Annotated in this window: 18 protein-coding genes; 12 read left to right on the plus strand and 6 right to left on the minus strand. The window is 73.0% G+C overall.

The window, feature by feature from the left end; genetic code table 11:
- The first annotated feature begins 41 nt into the window (after nt 1-41).
- Nucleotides 42-380: a hypothetical protein gene (locus tag FDA94_RS20765; protein WP_137248738.1), complete on the plus strand. Its 339-nt coding sequence runs from the start codon at nt 42-44 to the stop codon at nt 378-380.
- Here FDA94_RS20765 and FDA94_RS20770 read toward each other — a convergent pair.
- Nucleotides 377-1,462, minus strand: coding sequence for a DUF5685 family protein (locus tag FDA94_RS20770; RefSeq protein WP_246060065.1), 1,086 nt, complete (start codon nt 1,460-1,462; stop codon nt 377-379). The genes FDA94_RS20765 and FDA94_RS20770 overlap by 4 nt on opposite strands.
- A 67-nt stretch (nt 1,463-1,529) precedes the next feature.
- The gene (locus FDA94_RS20775) at nt 1,530-2,009 is read right to left on the minus strand and encodes a hypothetical protein (protein WP_137248740.1); all 480 of its coding nucleotides are present in this window, start codon (nt 2,007-2,009) and stop codon (nt 1,530-1,532) included.
- 62 nt (nt 2,010-2,071) lie between these two features.
- On the opposite strand from FDA94_RS20775, the gene FDA94_RS20780 reads away from it, so the two are divergent.
- From FDA94_RS20780 to FDA94_RS20790, 3 genes are read left to right on the plus strand one after another with little or no spacing between them, the layout of a single operon-like run.
- The gene (locus tag FDA94_RS20780) at nt 2,072-2,857 is read left to right on the plus strand and encodes an ABC transporter ATP-binding protein (RefSeq protein ID WP_246060066.1); all 786 of its coding nucleotides are present in this window, start codon (nt 2,072-2,074) and stop codon (nt 2,855-2,857) included.
- Nucleotides 2,854-3,867: an aliphatic sulfonate ABC transporter substrate-binding protein gene (locus FDA94_RS20785; RefSeq protein WP_137248741.1), complete on the plus strand. Its 1,014-nt coding sequence runs from the start codon at nt 2,854-2,856 to the stop codon at nt 3,865-3,867. Before FDA94_RS20780 ends, FDA94_RS20785 begins: the two co-directional genes overlap by 4 nt.
- Nucleotides 3,864-4,682, plus strand: coding sequence for an ABC transporter permease (locus FDA94_RS20790; protein ID WP_212735420.1), 819 nt, complete (start codon nt 3,864-3,866; stop codon nt 4,680-4,682). The genes FDA94_RS20785 and FDA94_RS20790 overlap by 4 nt, the downstream gene beginning before the upstream one ends.
- On the opposite strand, the gene FDA94_RS20795 is transcribed toward FDA94_RS20790, so the two are convergent.
- The gene (locus FDA94_RS20795; RefSeq protein WP_137248742.1) at nt 4,590-5,360 is read right to left on the minus strand and encodes a TioE family transcriptional regulator; all 771 of its coding nucleotides are present in this window, start codon (nt 5,358-5,360) and stop codon (nt 4,590-4,592) included. The genes FDA94_RS20790 and FDA94_RS20795 overlap by 93 nt on opposite strands.
- A 91-nt stretch (nt 5,361-5,451) precedes the next feature.
- On the opposite strand from FDA94_RS20795, the gene FDA94_RS20800 reads away from it, so the two are divergent.
- Together FDA94_RS20800 and FDA94_RS20805 are read left to right on the plus strand one after the other, a co-directional pair.
- Nucleotides 5,452-6,582, plus strand: coding sequence for an erythromycin esterase family protein (locus FDA94_RS20800; protein WP_281286605.1), 1,131 nt, complete (start codon nt 5,452-5,454; stop codon nt 6,580-6,582).
- A 30-nt stretch (nt 6,583-6,612) separates the two neighbouring features.
- Nucleotides 6,613-7,479 carry a fumarylacetoacetate hydrolase family protein gene (locus FDA94_RS20805; RefSeq protein ID WP_137248744.1) on the plus strand — a complete coding sequence of 289 codons (867 nt, stop codon included), beginning with the start codon at nt 6,613-6,615 and terminating at the stop codon, nt 7,477-7,479.
- Here the strand turns inward: FDA94_RS20805 and FDA94_RS20810 are convergent, their stop codons facing one another.
- Together FDA94_RS20810 and FDA94_RS20815 are read right to left on the minus strand one after the other, a co-directional pair.
- Nucleotides 7,480-7,779, minus strand: coding sequence for an STAS domain-containing protein (locus FDA94_RS20810; protein WP_137248745.1), 300 nt, complete (start codon nt 7,777-7,779; stop codon nt 7,480-7,482).
- A gap of 119 nt (nt 7,780-7,898) precedes the next feature.
- A complete protein-coding gene (locus FDA94_RS20815) occupies nt 7,899-8,336 on the minus strand; it encodes a DUF5994 family protein (protein WP_137248746.1) in 438 nt (145 codons plus the stop codon).
- A 163-nt stretch (nt 8,337-8,499) separates the two neighbouring features.
- Between FDA94_RS20815 and FDA94_RS20820 the strand changes: the two genes are divergently transcribed.
- The 6 genes from FDA94_RS20820 (at nt 8,500) to FDA94_RS20845 (ending at nt 13,673) form a co-directional block, all read left to right on the plus strand.
- Nucleotides 8,500-9,396 (plus strand): tyrosine-type recombinase/integrase, encoded by an 897-nt coding sequence (locus FDA94_RS20820; protein ID WP_137248747.1) that lies wholly within the window; start codon nt 8,500-8,502, stop codon nt 9,394-9,396.
- A 17-nt stretch (nt 9,397-9,413) separates the two neighbouring features.
- The gene (locus tag FDA94_RS20825; RefSeq protein WP_137248748.1) at nt 9,414-10,394 is read left to right on the plus strand and encodes a methyltransferase; all 981 of its coding nucleotides are present in this window, start codon (nt 9,414-9,416) and stop codon (nt 10,392-10,394) included.
- A 78-nt stretch (nt 10,395-10,472) separates the two neighbouring features.
- On the plus strand, nt 10,473-11,324 hold the full coding sequence (locus tag FDA94_RS20830) for an ABC transporter ATP-binding protein (protein ID WP_137248749.1): 852 nt from the start codon (nt 10,473-10,475) through the stop codon (nt 11,322-11,324).
- The gene (locus tag FDA94_RS20835) at nt 11,324-12,031 is read left to right on the plus strand and encodes an ABC transporter permease (RefSeq protein ID WP_137248750.1); all 708 of its coding nucleotides are present in this window, start codon (nt 11,324-11,326) and stop codon (nt 12,029-12,031) included. The genes FDA94_RS20830 and FDA94_RS20835 overlap by 1 nt, the downstream gene beginning before the upstream one ends.
- On the plus strand, nt 12,022-13,080 hold the full coding sequence (locus FDA94_RS20840; RefSeq protein WP_137248751.1) for a sensor histidine kinase: 1,059 nt from the start codon (nt 12,022-12,024) through the stop codon (nt 13,078-13,080). Before FDA94_RS20835 ends, FDA94_RS20840 begins: the two co-directional genes overlap by 10 nt.
- Nucleotides 13,077-13,673, plus strand: coding sequence for a response regulator transcription factor (locus FDA94_RS20845; protein ID WP_137248752.1), 597 nt, complete (start codon nt 13,077-13,079; stop codon nt 13,671-13,673). Before FDA94_RS20840 ends, FDA94_RS20845 begins: the two co-directional genes overlap by 4 nt.
- Before the next feature lie 96 nt (nt 13,674-13,769).
- Here FDA94_RS20845 and FDA94_RS20850 read toward each other — a convergent pair whose 3' ends face one another.
- Nucleotides 13,770-16,109, minus strand: a complete 2,340-nt coding sequence (locus FDA94_RS20850) for an alpha/beta hydrolase (protein ID WP_137248753.1) — start codon at nt 16,107-16,109, stop codon at nt 13,770-13,772.
- Nucleotides 16,110-16,226: the final 117 nt, after the last annotated feature.

Below are 16,226 nucleotides of genomic sequence, written 5' to 3' on the forward strand. Positions count from 1 at the left end.
CCTACGGGATCCACATGATCACCCAGGGTTATCGTCGCAGCATGATTCGTTACGCCACCCTCGCCGGCCTGATCGCCTTCGCCTCCCTGACCGTCACGGCTCCCGCCGCCCAGGCCGGGCCCGGTGACATCTGCATGTTCAGCGGCCGCGACTACAGGGGCTCGTCGTGGTGCTGGAACCCGGGCAACGGTTACGTGGACGTGCCCCCGGCGCTGCACGACAACGTGGGCTCCTTCCGGGCCACCTCCGACGGCTGCTTCATCAACTGGATCGAGGTGCCGTCGAAGAAGGAGACCCGCGTCGTCCGCAGCGGCGACTTCCGCAAGGTCTACGACGACGACTTCGGCGGGAAGATCGACGCCGTCGCCCCGAAGTGCTAGCAGTTGCAGGAGCAGTCACAACACTGGCAGCAGTTACAGCAGCCCGAGCACCCCTCGCAGCAGTTGGAGCAGGCGTCGCACCCGCTGCAGTCGCAGCGCTCGGCGCATGACTTGTACCGCTCCTCGTCCCACGGGGGGCGGTACAGCCCGCAGGTGCAGCACGCGGCGGCCGAGCACACCAGCGAGATCAGCCCGCCGGGGTCGGGCTTGACGCGGCGGTCCTTCTTCGGGGCCTCCGCCTCGGCGAAGGTCCGCTCGACGGCCCGTCCGGTCTCCCTGACGAGCAGCGCCTTGACCAGCCCGCGCCGTTCGAGGTCGAGATCGGCCATCGCCAGCCTGAGCCCGCCGATCGCGTCGTCGCAGTGCCGCCTGGCGGTGGCGAGGTCGGTGCCGGAGGCGACGAGCGGGTTGTAGGCGCCCTGCGCGCGGTCCCGGTCGAGGTCCTCGACGGCGTCGAGCAGATGGGCCAGCCGCCCGAAGTAGCGCCCTGCCTCCTCCAGCGTCTCCCGGTTGCCCGGCTTCCCGGCGAGCACCGCCGTGTGCGCGAACGCCGCCGCGACGGCGTCCTCCGTCGGGGCGGTCAACTGGAGCAGCGACATGCCCGGCAGCCGCTCCACCCGCGCCTGCTCCCGTACGGCGGCCAGCAGCGGCCCCGGATCGAACGCCAGCGCCCCGGCCGTGGTAGTCCCCGCCCGCTCCCACCTGTCGGCCAGCCGCCCGCCGCCCGCGGCGACGAACCGGCGGGCGAAGGGCCCGTCGCCGTCTTCGATGTGGTCCTTGAGCTTGCCCGAGGCGAGGATCAGCGACACCGCGGCGGCCAGCCGGACCCCTTCCGCCTCCGAGATGTCGGCGCCCTTGAACCCGCGCAGCGCGCAGGGGGCGGCGCGGCGGTGCCGGGTCTCCTTCGACTGGGCCTCGGTGAGCACCGAGACGAGCAGGCCGTCGTAGTTGGTGACGAGACGCGCGGCGTGGCCGTGCTCGTCACGGAGGGCCACGCAGAGGCCGCACAGGTGGGCCATCCACTCCGCGAACAGGTTGCCGCAGAGGTTGTGCTTGCAGGGGCGAACAATCCCGAACACCATGATCCTTCCCGAAATTTCGGGATCAGCATGCCAGCATCGACTTGCACCCCGCTTGGAGTCCGCCGGGTCAGTCGGCTTCCGCGGCGGCGTCCAGGACGACGCCGGCCGCCACGGCCGCGAAGTCGTCGCCCGCTCTCAGTTCCTCCAGGACCCGGAGCGCCACGTCGGCCGGATGCAGCGCGACCGCGATCCGGTAGCGCACGCCCCGGTCCTCCTCCACCGCGAGCCGCGCCAGCAGCGCCCCGGTTGAGGCGCCCAGCGTCGCGGCGGCGCGGATGCGGAGGTCCGCGTCGGCCAGGGCGTGGTCGAACACCTCTCTATAGGCGCCCGGTGCGGCGAGGGCGACGAGGGATTCGATCGCGATGAGGCGGACCGGGGTGCGGGCCGACTCCGGGGGGTCGCTACATTCGTCCCGATCATCGAACTCGGCGCGGTCCTCGACGAGGGCCGCGACCGCCGCCGCGTCCGCCGGCTCGCCGTGGCGGGCCAGCCATCGGAGGGCGGCGGCCCGGACTCCGGGGTCCGCGGCGGCGAGGTTCGGCTGCACGGGCCGATGATTCACTGGGTACCCCGTTATGTCTATCGGTTTGGTAGGATATAGTCCGATTCGTGACGATCACTACCGCACCCGCAGGTGTTTCGCTGCGCGGCGTCGGCCGGGCATTCGGCGACCATGTCGTGTTGCGCGACATCGATCTGGAGATCGCTCCCGGCGAAGTGGTCGCCCTGCTCGGCGCCTCGGGATGCGGCAAGTCCACGCTGCTCCGCATGGTCGGCGGGCTCGACCTCGCCACCTCGGGAAGCGTGCGGGTCGACGGGCGCGACGTCACCGGCATCGACCCCCGCTGCGCCGTCGTGTTCCAGGAGCCCCGGCTGCTGCCCTGGCGCACCCTCGCGGGCAACGTCGCCCTCGGGCTGCCCCGCGACCTGCCGCGCAACCGGCGTGACGCCGAGAGCCGCCAGTGGCTCGCCGAGGTCGAGCTGCGCGGGTTCGCCGACTACCGGCCCCGGCAGGTGTCGGGCGGCATGGCGCAGCGGACGGCGCTGGCCCGCGCGCTGGCACGGCGGCCCGGCGTGCTGCTGCTCGACGAGCCGTTCGCGGCGCTCGACGCGCTGACGCGGCTGCGGATGCAGGACCTCGTCGAGGACGTGCAGCGGCGATCGGGCACCACCGTCATCCTCGTCACCCACGACGTCGACGAGGCGTTGAAGCTGGCCGACCGGGTCGTGCTTCTGGGCGGCGCTCCCACCGGAGTGAGCGTCGTCCTGGACGTGCCGGGCGATCGGCCCCGGGACCATCATCAGCCGGAACTGGCCGAGCTGAGGTCCGAACTGCTGGCAGGCCTCGGCGTGCCGCGACGTACCCCCCTGGAAAGAGAGACCCACGCACGATGAGCAGACTCCGGATCACGCTGACCCTCGCCCTGGCCGCGACGCTCGCCACCGCCTGCGTCAGCGGGGAGGACGCCACGGGGCAGCCCGCCGCCGGGAACGCGGGCGGGCAGCAGACCGAACTGCGGCTCGACTACGCCTATTACAACCCCTCCAGCCTGGTCATCCGCGAGCAGAAGTGGCTGGAGACCGAGCTGGCCGCCAAGAACGTCAAGGTCACCTGGACGCTGTCGGCGGGCTCCAACAAGGCCAACGAGAACCTGCGCGGCAACGTGATCGACCTCGGTTCGACGGCGGGCGCCGCAGCATTCCAGGCCCGCTCGAACGGGACGCCCATCAAGGCCGTCGGCATCTTCAGCCAGCCCGAGTGGGCGGCCGTCGTGGTGGCCAAGGACTCCCCCATCACCGACGTGGCGGGGCTGAAGGGCAAGCGGGTGGCCGCCACGAAGGGCACCGACCCGTACTTCTTCCTGCTGCAGTCGCTGCACGAGGCGGGCCTCGCGGCGACCGACGTCGAGGTCGTCAACCTGCAGCACGCCGACGGCAAGACCGCGCTGGAGCGCGGCGACGTCGACGCGTGGGCGGGGCTCGACCCGCTGATGGCGCAGAGCCAGACCGACGCCGGGTCCAAGCTCGTCTACCGCAACCCGGGCTTCAACTCCTACGGCTTCCTCAACGCCCGCGAGGCGTTCATCACCGAGCACCCCGACCTCGTCCAGGCGACGGTCAACGCCTACGAGAAGGCCCGCGACTGGATCCAGAAGAACCCCGACGCGGCCGTCGCGCTGCTGTCGAAGGAGTCGAAGGTGTCGCCCGAGGTCGCCAAGCTGGTGCTGACCGAGCGCACCAACCTGACCGTCAGCCCGGTGCCGGGCGCCGACCAGCGCGCGGTGCTGGAGCGCATCCTGCCGACCCTCGTCGAGGAGAAGCAGGTCAAGACCGAGCAGGACGCCAAGACCGCCCTCGACACCCTGCTCGAGCCGAAGTTCGCCGAGCAGGCGGCCAAGCCGTGACCCTGCTCGACACGACCGGATCGGCCGAGGAGTCGGAGCGGCCGATCCGCAAGCCTCCCGTCAAGAGACGGTGGCGGCCCCTCGCCGCCGGCCTGATCCTGCCGGTCGTGGTGCTGGTGGGCTGGCAGGCGGCCGCCTCGTCGGGGCTCTACTCGTCGGCCCAGCTCCCCCCGCCGCTGTCGGTCCTCGACGCGCTGGGCGAGCTGGCCGGTGACGGGTCGCTGTGGCAGCACCTGGCCATCAGCGTGCAGCGGGTGCTGATCGGGTTCGCCGCCGGAGCCGGGCTCGGGTTCCTCCTGGGGGCCGTCGTCGGGCTGTCGGCGACGGTGCGGGCGGTCGTCGCGCCGAGCATCGCGGCGCTGCGGGCGGTTCCGTCGCTGGCCTGGGTGCCGCTGCTGGTGCTGTGGCTCGGCATCGGCGAGGGGCCGAAGATCACGCTGGTCGCGATCGGCAGCTTCTTCCCCGTCTACACCACGATCTCGGCGGCGCTCGCGCACGCCGACGCCCACCTGGTCGAGGTCGGCCGCGCCTACGGGCTGCGGGGCGGCGAGCTGCTGGGCCGCATCATGCTGCCCAGCGTCGCCCCGGCGATCTTCTCCGGGCTGCGGCTGGGGCTGGCCCAGGGCTGGCTGTTCCTGGTCGCCGCCGAGCTGATCGCGTCGTCGATGGGCCTGGGCTTCCTGCTCACCGACAGCCAGAACACCGGCCGGACCGACATCCTGCTACTGGCCATCCTGCTGCTCGCGGCGCTCGGCAAGCTGTGCGACGTGATCCTCGGGCTGGTCGAGAAGCGGGTGCTCCGCACCCACAAGTGACCCCCTGACCGCCAGGTAGGAGCTGAGCCGCGCCGCCGCGTGCAGCGTGGCCAGCCCCCGGGCGGTGAGGCGGCGCCGCCAGTCGTCGAGGGCGCGGGCGAGCGAGCCGGCGCCGCCCGCCGTGCGGATCTGCCGGATTACCGTCGCGACGTGCGCCAGCGGGTAGCCGCCGCGCCGGAGCAAGTGGGCGAGTTCGGCGTCGCGGACGTCGTCGGCGCGGAAGAGCCGGTATCCGGTGGCCGGGTCGCGGGCCGGATCGAGGATCCCGGCCTCCTCCCATGTGCGCAGGGTGGCCGGGGTGAGCCCGAGCCGGCGCGCGAGCGCGCCGATGCTCTTCACGCCGGGGTTCCCCGGCCCCGTCGTCAGGTGGTGTACGGCTCCGCGCACCGCGTCGAGGGTCTCCCGGTCGCGGAGCAGCTGGACGTGGCCCGCGTCGACGAGGGCCAGCGCGTCGTCGAGCCGGTCGTCGTGGACGGCGTTCATGATCTGCACCGCCGTCGCGTGCCCGTACGCCGGGACCAGCCCCAGGAAGGCGTGCAGCGCCGCCGCGTGGGCCTCGGTGTAGACGCGGTAGCCGCTGGGGGTGCGCCCGGCGGGCGGCAGGCACCCGGCCTGTTCGTAGTTGCGGACCGCCTGGGTCGAGATGCCGTGCTCGCGGGCGAGGTCAGCTGGTCGCAAGGTTCATCACCGTTTGGAGACTTTAGCTCCCCGATCGACGACGAAAGCGGGAAAAGTCTCAACGGAGGCTTCAATGTTACGCTTGCGGCACATGAGTCAGGACATTCGAGACTTCGTCCCTCCGTCATGTGAACTGCTCGGGCTCGGCGAGCCCACCCACGGCGAGCCTGCCTTCGGATGGCTGCGCAACGACCTGTTCGACCGGCTGACCGGCCTCGGCTTCCGCTCGATCGCCCTGGAGATCGACCGCGTCGCGGCGCTGGCCGTCGACGACTACGTCCAGGGCGGGCCCGGCTCCCTCGACGACGTCATGCGCGACGGCTTCTCCCACGGCTGGGGCGCGTACGCCCCCAACCGCGCCCTCGTCACCTGGCTGCGCGACCACAACGCCACGCGGCCCCCGGAGGAGCGGCTGACCTTCCACGGCTTCGACGCCCCCACCGAGAACACCACGGCCCCCAGCCCGCGCGCCCACCTGGAACACGCCCGCGACCACCTGGGCCTCGACGTCGACCTGGCCGGGCTGCTGGGCGACGACGAACGCTGGGGCCACACCGACGCGATCATGGATCCGGCCCGGTCGCCCGGCGCGACCCCGGAGGCCGGGAAGGTGCGGGTCATCGCCGACGACATGCTCGCCCGCCTCTACGAGCGGGCCCCGGAGAGCCCGCGCGCCGCGTGGCTGCGGGCCAAGACCCATCTGACGGCCGGGATCGGCCTGCTCCGCTACCACCGGCAGGCGGCGGTCCCCCTCGACGACCAGGGCGCGCGGATGTGCCTGCTGCTGGCCGTCCGCGACGCCATCATGGCCGAGAACCTCTTCGACATCCGCGACGCCGAGACCCGCCGGGGCCGGACCCTCGTCTTCTCCCACAACCTGCACCTGAAGAAGACCCCGAGCACCTGGCGCCTGGGCGACAAGGCCCTGACCTGGCACGGCGCCGGGGAGATCGTGGCGTCGCTGTGGGGCGACCGGTACGCCTTCATCGCGACGAGCCTCGGCCGCAGCCCGGTCCTCGGGCTGGGCGAACCGGCCGACGGCACCTACGAGGGCGACCTGCGGCGCCGGTTCCCCACCTGGGGCCTGACCACCGCGATGCCGTCGGGCGTCTCCCGCACCGACACCACCCCTCAGATGGGCTACTTCCCCCTGGCCCCCGACACCCTCGACGGCGCCGACGCGCTCCTGCACGTCGGCGACGGAACGGCTTTGGGAAGATAGCCCCGACGAACCACCCCAAAGGAGCAGATAGTGCACATCGTGCGATTCATCGGCCCGGTCACCGGCCAGGCCACGATCGGTCTCGACGACGGCGTCCACCTCACCGAGATCGACGGGACGATCGGCGACCTGCTCCGGCTCACCGTGGAGGAGCTGCGCGACCGGTGCGCCGCCGCCGACGGCCCCCGCCACGACCGCTCGTCGGTACGCCTCCTCCCGCCGCTCGACGACCGCATGGAGGTGTGGGCGGCCGGGGTGACCTACGAGCGCTCCAAGGCGGCCCGCATGGTCGAGAGCGAGAAGGCGGCCGACGTCTACGACCTCGTCTACGACGCCGACCGTCCCGAGCTGTTCTTCAAGTCGGCGGCCTGGCGGGCGACCGGCCACGGCGGGCACGTGTCGGTGCGGGGCGACTCCGAGATCGACGTGCCGGAGCCGGAACTGGGGCTGGTCGTCAACCGGCACGGCGAGATCGCCGGATACACCGTGGTCAACGACATGAGCTCGCGCACGATCGAGGGCGAGAACCCGCTCTACCTCCCCCAGGCCAAGATCTACCTGGGCGGCTGCGCCACCGGCCCGGCGATCAGGCCGTCATGGGAGGTGCCCGACCCGTACGCGCTCGGGATCGAACTGACGATCACCCGCGACGGCGGGCGGGCCTGGCACGGGGAGGCGAGCACCGGCCAGTTGCACCGCAGGCTCGACGACCTGGTCGGCTACCTGTTCCGCGAGGACGTCTTCCCCGACGGGGTGATCCTGGCGACCGGCACCTGCCTGGTGCCCGAGCTGCCGTTCACCCTCCGCGCGGGCGACGAGATCACCATCACGATCTCGGAGGTCGGCACCCTCACCAGCACGGTCGTGGCCGGCAAGGCCGGGATGCCGGGCTTCTGATCAGACGACCAGGGGAAGCCGGTCGCTCAGCCCGGTGACCTCCAGCAGCCGGGCCATCCTCGGCGGGACGCCGGTCAGCGTCACCGTCGCGCCCAGCGCCCGGGCCCGGCGCTGGGCGTGCAGCAGCACACCCAGCCCGCCCGCGCCGCAGAAGGTCACCCCGGACATGTCCAGGACGAGCGCTCCGGCGCCGTCGTCGAGCGCGCCCAGCACCTGGCGGCGCAGCGCGGCCGTGGTGAAGATGTCGATGTCTCCCGACAGGTGGATGACGGTCGGCGCCGTGGTTTCCATGACGGTCATGGCGGATCTTCCTTACTGAAGGGCGGGATGGAGATGCCTGCCGGCCGGAGATCGGCCCGCCGCCAGGACGGGCGGTCTCTGGGCCGCTCGATCCAGCCGGCAGGCGGTACAGGGGGGTGTCAGAGCGCCAGCTCGGCGGCCAGGGCGCGCAGTTGCTCGCCGGTGAGTTCCCCGGCGTCGGGCGCGCGCTCGGCGTCCGGCGGGACGACCAGCAGGGCGACCTCCTGACGTCCGTCGAGCGTGAGCGTGATCATGCGTGGATCGGAGTGGCGGAACCAGCCGACGCGGATCTGCCGCCCCCGGGCCGGGATGCGGTGCGGGATGTCGTCCCACGCGTCCGCGTGGAGGCCGACCCGCATCGTCGCGCGGCCCATCCGCTGGTCGACGGCGGCGATCAGGCCGGGCAGCTCGGCCGTGGCGTCGCGGGAGCGGGGCCACCAGGCACCGTCGGCCACGGCCGTCCGGTCGAGCGCCGGGCTGAGGCTCAGCCGCACGGCGCTGTCGGCCTGCGGCATCGCCGAGGCGACGGACTTGATCGGTGTTCGTTGAGTGGTCACTGACGTCGTCATCGTGCGCCTGGCCCATCCAGCCCCTCGGGGAGCCGGTCATGGTTCGCCGGGGGCGACGCCGACCTGAATGCCAACGCTCGAAATGTCCTCGGTATCTCCAGGATACCTCATGACTTCCGGAAATCCGTGTTTCCGGAAGTAGAATGCAGGGGTGACTTACGGAAAGAGCCGGTCCGGAGCCGTCGCGCTCCCGGCCCCGCACACCACGGTGCTGGCCGAGTACGCCGCCGCGCTCGAGACCACCTCCCTGGCCGGCTCCACCCGCGCGAAATACGTCTCCCGCCTGCGCGGATACCTGTCGTGGCTGGCCGGGCAGACCTTCGACGCCGACCCGCTGACCGACCCGGCGACCGCGACCGGGGCCGTGCGCGGCTTCCGGCGCCACCTCAAGAGCGCCCACCGCGCCCCCACCACGATCGACACCTACCTGTCGGCCCTCGACGACTTCTACGCCCGGCGGGGTGTCGGCAAGCCCCGGGCCCGCCGCGAGCGCGACGTCCGCCGCCCGGCCCCCCGCACCCTCGACGCCCCGGGCGTCCGCCGCTACCTCGCCCAGGTACGCCGCACCGCGACCCCCCGCGACCGGGCCATCGCCCTGCTCCCCTACCTCGCCGGTCTGCGCATCTCCGAGGTCGTCGGCCTCGACGTGGCCGACGTGCGTCCCGACGGCCTGAGCGTCCGGGGCGGCCGGAGCCGGCTGGTGCCCGTCCACCCCGACCTGGGTCAGGTCCTGACCGGCTGGCTGGAGGCCCGCGCCGGCTGGAAGGGGGCCGACGCCCACCCGGCGATGTTCCTGAACCACCGGGGCTTCCGCCTGAGCGACCGGGCGGCCCGCGACATCGTCACCGGCTTCGCCGATCCCGCCGAGCCGGTCAGCCCCCTGGTGCTGCGGCACACCTTCGCCACCCAGCTCATCCACGACGGCGAAGACCCCGTTTTGGTCGCCGAGCTCCTCGGCCTCGAATCGCTCGACAGCACCCGCCGCTACGGCCCGACCCCCAAGGCCGACCGGCAGGCCGTGCTGAACTCCCTGATCACCGACGTCTGACCACGAAGGAGGGCGCGATGACGGAGCCCTGGGGCGGCCGGCTCTGGCGGGCCGCCGACCTCTACACGCCGATGGCCCTGCGGGTCGCGGCCACGCTGCGGGTCGCCGACGAGATCACCGCCGGGGTCGCGACCGGCCCGGCGCTGGCGGCCCGGCTGGGGGTCGCCGAAGACCCTCTCGTCCGCGTCCTCGACCACCTCGTCACGGCCGGCTTCCTCCACCGCGAGGAGGGCGGCTACGCGCTGACCGACGACGGGCAGTGGCTGCGCGACGACCACCCCGAGCGCGTCCGTGCCCAGCTCGACCTGACCGGCGCCATCGGCCGCGCCGACCTGTGCGCGGTGGAGCTGCTCCACACGGTCCGCACCGGCGAGGCGGCCTTCCCCCGGCGGTTCGGCCGGGGCTTCTGGGAGGACCTCGCGGCCGACCCCGGCGTGGCCGGGTCGTTCGACGCGTCCATGGGCGCCCAGAAGGTCGGCGAGGTCGCCGCGGCCTATGACTGGGCCGCCCTCGGCGAGGTCGTCGACGTGGGCGGCGGCGACGGCACCCTGCTGATCGCGCTGCTGCGGGCCCACCCCGGGCTGCGCGGGACGGTGGTCGACCTCCCGGCCCCCGCCGCCACCGCCGCGCGGGCCCTGGCCGACGCCGGTCTCGCCGATCGCGGGCGGGCGCTGGCCGGGAGCTTCTTCGACCCGCTGCCCGCCGGGGCGGGCGGCTACGTCCTGTCGCGCGTCGTGCACGACTGGAGCGACGCCGACGCGGGCCGCGTCCTGGCCGGCTGCGCCACCGCCGCCCGGCCCGGCGGCAGGGTGATCGTCATCGAGGAGGCGACCGGCGGCGCGGTCAGCACCGAGATGGACCTGCGCATGCTCGCCTACTGCCTGGGCCGCGAACGCGACGTCGAGCAGCTCACCGACCTGGCCGCGAAGGCGGGGCTGACGCGGGGCGCGGTCATCCCGACGGGCACCCGGCAGATCATCGAGTTCCTGCCGGTGTGACGCTATGACATTCGTCATCCGGGCCGGGCTGATCGGCGGCACTACAGGCCGCCACCCCCTCCCGGCGAGGCTGAACCCATGCTGGAACTCACCGAACTGAAGAAGAACTACGGAGAGATCACCGCGCTCGACGGCGTGAGCCTGCGCGTCCGCGAGGGTGAGAAGGTCGCGCTGCTCGGGCCCAACGGGGCCGGGAAGACGACGCTGCTGTCGATCGCCCTCGGACTGCTCTCCCCCGATTCGGGCACCGCCCGGCTGCTCGGCCGTCCGCCCCGTGAGGCGCTGGCGGCCGGTCGGGTGGGGGTGCTGCTGCAGGACGCCGGGCTGCCCGACGACGTCCGGGTCGGCGACCTGGTCGGGGCCGTGGCCGGGATGTATCCGACGCCGTCGATCCTGGCCGACCCCGAGCTCGAGGCGCTGGCCGGTCGCCGCGTGCTGGGGCTGTCGGGCGGCCAGCGGCAGCTCGTGCGGTTCGCGCTCGCGCTGGCGGGCGACCCCCGGCTGCTGATCCTCGACGAGCCCACGGTCGGGCTCGACGTCGACGCCCGGCGGGCGCTGTGGCGGCAGGTCAGCGACCGCACCGTCGTGTTCGCCACCCACTACCTGGCCGAGGCCGACGACCACGCCGACCGGGTCGTGCTGCTGTCGGGCGGACGGGTGGTCGCCGACGGGCCGGTGGAGGAGATCAAGGCGCTGGTCGGGGGCACGGAGGTGCGGCTCACCCTCGATACGATGGACGAGCCCGGCCTGCGGTCGCTGCCGGGCGTGCACGCCATCGTGATCGAGGGCACCACGGCCACCCTGCGGACCGGCGACTCCGACGCGACGCTCCGCGCGCTGTTCGCCGGGTTCGGCGACGTGCGGAACGTGCGCACGTCGGGGGTCGACCTGGAGAGCGCGTTCGTCAGCCTGACCGGGAAGGGGGCGTGATGCGGTCCTTCCTGCGCTTCGAGGTGCGGCGCGCCATGTCCAACCCGGTCAACCTCGTCTTCCTGGCCGGGTTCCCGGTGCTGCTCTACCTGCTGTGGACGAAGGTGCTCGACCTGGCCTCCGGGCCGGTGTCGATGGTGTCGATGGCCACGTACGGCGCGATGGGCGGCGCGCTGTTCATCGGCGGGGCGATCGCGCTGGAGCGGTCGAGCGGCTGGCTGCGGCAGCTGGCCGTCACGCCGCTGCCCGCCCACGGCTACATCGTCGGCAAGCTCGTGGGCGGGATGCTGGCGGTGCTGCCGAGCGTGGTGATCGTGCTGGCGGCCGGGGCGCTGCTGGGCGGGGTGCGGCTGCCGGCCGGCACGTGGCTGGCGCTGCCGCTGCTGATCTGGGCCGGGGTGATCCCGTTCGCGGCTCTCGGGGTGGCGTTCGGCTACTCGCTGAAGGGCCAGTCGGCCAACATCGCCATGATGGTCGCCTACTTCCTGCTGGCGGTGCTCGGCGGCCTGTGGCTGCCGGTGTCGCGGATGCCCGAGGGGCTGCGGACGCCGGCGGAGTACAGCCCCGCCTACCAGGCGGGGTCGCTGGGCTGGCGGGCGCTCGACGGGCTGGCGCCGACGGGGACCTCGGTGCTGGTGCTCGCGGGGTGGACGGCGCTGTTCGTCCTGCTCGGGGTGTGGCGCTACCGGAGTGCCGCGTGGAGGTGAGCCGCAGGGCGCTGACCGTCGCGCGGCTGGCCTCCCAGGTCTGGCTGCTCGTGCTGGTCTGGCCGCTGTGGGCCGCGTTCCGGACGCGGGGGCCCGCCGAGCTCGCCCTGATCGTGATCCTCGTCGGCGTGTTCGCCTTCTGCTGGGGGCGGATCATGTGGCGGGTCATGGGCGTCGGCGGGCCCGACCTGCGGAGCGTCGCGCTGCTGCTGACCTCGGCGGCGGCGCTCTATCCGCTGCTGGGGGCGCCGTGGGCGTACACCTCGTTCGTGCTCGTGATCTCCGTGCTGGGCACGCTGCCGCCGGTGTTCTTCGCGACCGGGCTGGCCGGGACGATGGTGGTGAACGTGGTGGCGCTGGCGGCGTTCGGCGAGGGGTTCGTGTGGTGGGTGCCGCTGGTGATGGCGCTGGAGGCGGGGGCGGTGGGGGCGCTCGTCCACATGCGGCGCCTGATCATGCGGCTCAGCCGGGCGACGGCCGAGAGCGAGCGGCTCGCGGTGGAGAACGAGCGGCTGCGGTTCGCCCGCGACCTGCACGACATCCTCGGCCACACGCTGACCTCGATCACCATCCGCAGCCAGCTCGCCGCCCGGCTGGCCGAGACCGACCCGGCGCGGGCCGCCGAGGAGATGGGCGGCGTCGAGCGCACCGCCCGCAAGGCCCTCGACGACGTGCGCGACGCGGTAGCCGGCTACCGCGCGGTGTCGCTGCCGGAGGAGCTGGGCAACGCGCGGGCCGCGCTCGACCTGGCCGGGATCCAGCTGACCGTCTCGGGCGCGGGTCCCGTTCCGTCCGGTTCCGAGTCGCTGCTCGCCTGGGTCGTACGCGAGGCGGTGACCAACGTGCTGCGGCACAGCGGGGCCACCCGCTGCTGGATCACCCTCGGCGCCCGGTCACTGGAGATCCGGGACGACGGCCGGGCCGGCACGGGGGCCGGGCCCGGCACCGGCCTGCTGGGCCTGGCCGAACGGGTCGAGGCGGCCGGTGGCACCCTGGAGGCCGGCGCCCGCCCCGAGGGCGGCTACCGGCTGCGGGTGGAGGTGCCGTGATCCGCGTGCTCATCGCCGACGACCAGGACCTCGTACGGGGCGGCCTGGCCGCGCTGCTCGGCCTCGAACCCGACATCGAGGTGGTCGCCGAGGTGGCGCGGGGCGACGAGGTCCTCGCCTCGGTGGCCGCCTGCCACCCCGACGTGGTGCTGCTCGACATCGAGATGCCGGGCCTGTCGGGCCTGGAGGTCGCCGAGCGGCTCAACGGCGTGGTGCGGGTCGTCATCGTGACGACGTTCGGCCGGCCCGGCTACCTGCGCCGCGCCCTCGACGCGGGGGCGGCCGGCTTCGTGGTGAAGGACGCGCCCGCCGCCGAACTGGCCGCCGCCGTCCGGCGGGTGATGGCGGGCGAGCGCGTGGTCGACCCGAAGCTCGCGGTGACGGCTCTGACGGTGGGGGCGAGCCCGCTGACCGTACGGGAGTGTGACGTCCTGCGCGCCGCCGACGGCGGGGCGAGCGTCGCCGACATCGCCCGGTCGCTGTTCCTGACCGAGGGGACGGTGCGCAACTACCTGTCGTCGGCGATCGGCAAGACGGGGGCGCGCAACCGGGCCGAGGCGGTCAGCACGGCGCGGTCCCGCGGCTGGCTCTGATACCTGGCCCTATACCGGGCGTATACGCGGGTGCCCCATGCTCGGAGAGGCCTCCGCCCGGCGTTCCCACCGTCGGGCGGAGGCGTCGGCCGAGGATCAGTCGTCTTCGGTGACGACCAGACGGGCGAAGCCGTCGCCGACCGTCGCGCCGGCCGTGACGCCGGCCACGACCTGGTACGACTGCGCCGTCGTCGACCTGACCGTGTTACCGGTCACCGGGACCGTGAAGGTCCCGCCGAGCGATCCGGCCGGGATGGTGACCGACGTCGCCAGCGACGCGATCACCGGGTTGGTGCCGGCCGCCAGGGCCTGTACCGACAGGGTCACCGGCTGGGTGGAGACCCGCGACAGGGTGAGCGGGATCGTCGCGGTGCCCGGGCCGTCGCCCTCGACCACCGTCACGTCGCCCACCGACACCTGCGGCAGCGTGGCGATGGTCTCCTCGCCGACGCGGTAGCGGGTGAACGACAGGTCGGCCAGGTAGACGCCGCCGGTGGCGGAGGAGCCGGTCAGCGACACCTCCTTGATGTCCTTCTTGTCGATGCCGCTGAGCCCGGCCAGCGGCAGGCGTACCGCGCGGAGCCAGGTCTTCGGCAGCGGGGAGGCGAGGCCGGGCAGCGCCTCCAGGGCGGTGCTCAGCGAGGAGACCGGCACGGTGACGCTGCGGTCGCGGCCGTCGACCAGGGTGAGGTCGAGGTCGAGGGGCTGGGCGGCCGGGATGTTCTCGTCGCGGGCGACCCGGAAGGTCAGGTACTCGGCCCTGGAGATGTTCCGCTCGGCCAGCGGCACGGTGAGCTTGCCGGTGGTGTCGGTCCAGCCGAACCGCATGAGCGAGGTCGCCGTGGCGTTGGGCAGGTACGTCGCGGGGGTCCACGACGGCGCCTGCGAGGTGGTCAGCTTGGTCGCGCACGACGGCAGGCCGCTCTGGGGGGAGCGGTCGAGCATGCTGGCGCAGACGACGCCGGTCGCCGACCCGCTGATCACCGCCTTCGTCGAGCCCGAGAAGGTGTCGACGTCGATCCGGCTGGAGGCCGGGGCCTGGGCGACGGAGTAGACGACGGCGCGGCCGGTCGAGGCGACGGTCTTGTTGCTGCCGTCGAACAGCGGCAGCAGCGCCGTCTCCTGGCCCTGGACGAGCCGGAAGAACCCGGCCATCAGGGCGGTGCCGACGTCGTACTGCTCACTCGCCGACAGGCGGGAGGCCGCGCGGTTGCCGCAGACGGGGTCGTTGTTGTTCGACCAGTCGTCGGAGGCGGGGGCGGTGGCGGCGCCGGGCGTCCACTCGGTGTTGAAGAAGTTGTGGTCGGTGCCCATGACCATCTGGACCGAGCGGAAGGCGGTGTCGCCGGGGACGGCGTACAGGGAGTCGTCGTAGAAGTGCTGGCCCTGCTGGTTCGACACGTCGCCGTCGCAGTACGGCAGGATCGTCAGCGTCGGGATGCCGGGCAGCGAGGCCCGCGCGAAGTCGGTCGGCGCGAGCGGCAGCACGGCGCGGATGCCGTACGGCTTGGCCCGGCCGGCGTTCATCAGCACGGCCTTGGCCACGCCCTCGCCGCCGCGCGAGTGGCCCATCAGGCCGACGTTGTCGAGGTCGACGCGGCCCTGGAACAGGGAGACCAGCTGCGGGTCGCCCTTGCCCTTCTCGGCCTCGTTGATGAGGTCGAGGTGGCGCATGACGACCTGGCCGCGCGCCAGCGCGCCCCGGTCCTCGGAGAAGTTGGCGTCGAAGGCGTTGACCGCGTTGGCGCTGACCGACACGACGATGTAGCCGTGGCTGGCCAGGGCGTCGGCCGGGCCCTTGTAGCCGGTGTAGCTGTCGATGGGGATCTGCGGCGCGGGGCAGGGCCAGGCGTTGTTGCTGGTCCGCCGCGTCACCGCGTCGTAGCAGGCGGAGTGCCGCCCGTGCAGGAACAGCACCAGCGGACGCCGGCCGGTCGCGCCCGTCGGGGCGTAGACCCGGGCCTTCAGTTCGCCTGACCGCCCGCCGAGCCCTTCCAGGGCGATGGCCTGCGAGCCCAGGTCGTAGTCGGTCTCGGTGACCGGGAACGTTCCCAGGACACCGGGGTCGGTCGCGATCGTCGTCGGCTGGGGGTCGGCCGGCGGGGTGTAGACGGCCCGCGACCGGACCTGCGCCGCCGACTCGACGACGCCGTTCCAGGCGACCTCGACGCTCTGCGCCCCGGCGGCGCGCGGGTCGTCGGTGAGCAGGGTCAGGGTGTGGCCGTCGGCGCTCTCGGTCGCGAACCCGAGGGACTCGCCGTCGACCGCCAGCTCGGGGACGGCGTTCCGGACGGGAAGGGGTTCGTCGAGCGTCAACGTCACCTTGTATCCCCCGTCGACCTCGACGACCGACCAGGTGTCGGCGGAGGCGGGGACGGGCAGGGCGAGGAGCCCCGTCACCACCGCCAGGATCGCGGTGGCTCTAGAAAGCCTCATGGCATTCCTCTCGTGCATTTATGTCCCGCAAGCCACACAAAGCTCACGAAACAGCACGAGTTAAACTTTCAACTATTGTCCCGGCATTAACTTCCGTTGCACGGGCGTAAACGATCT

This window comes from Herbidospora galbida (assembly GCF_005233835.1).
GTDB classification, from domain to species: domain Bacteria; phylum Actinomycetota; class Actinomycetes; order Streptosporangiales; family Streptosporangiaceae; genus Herbidospora; species Herbidospora galbida.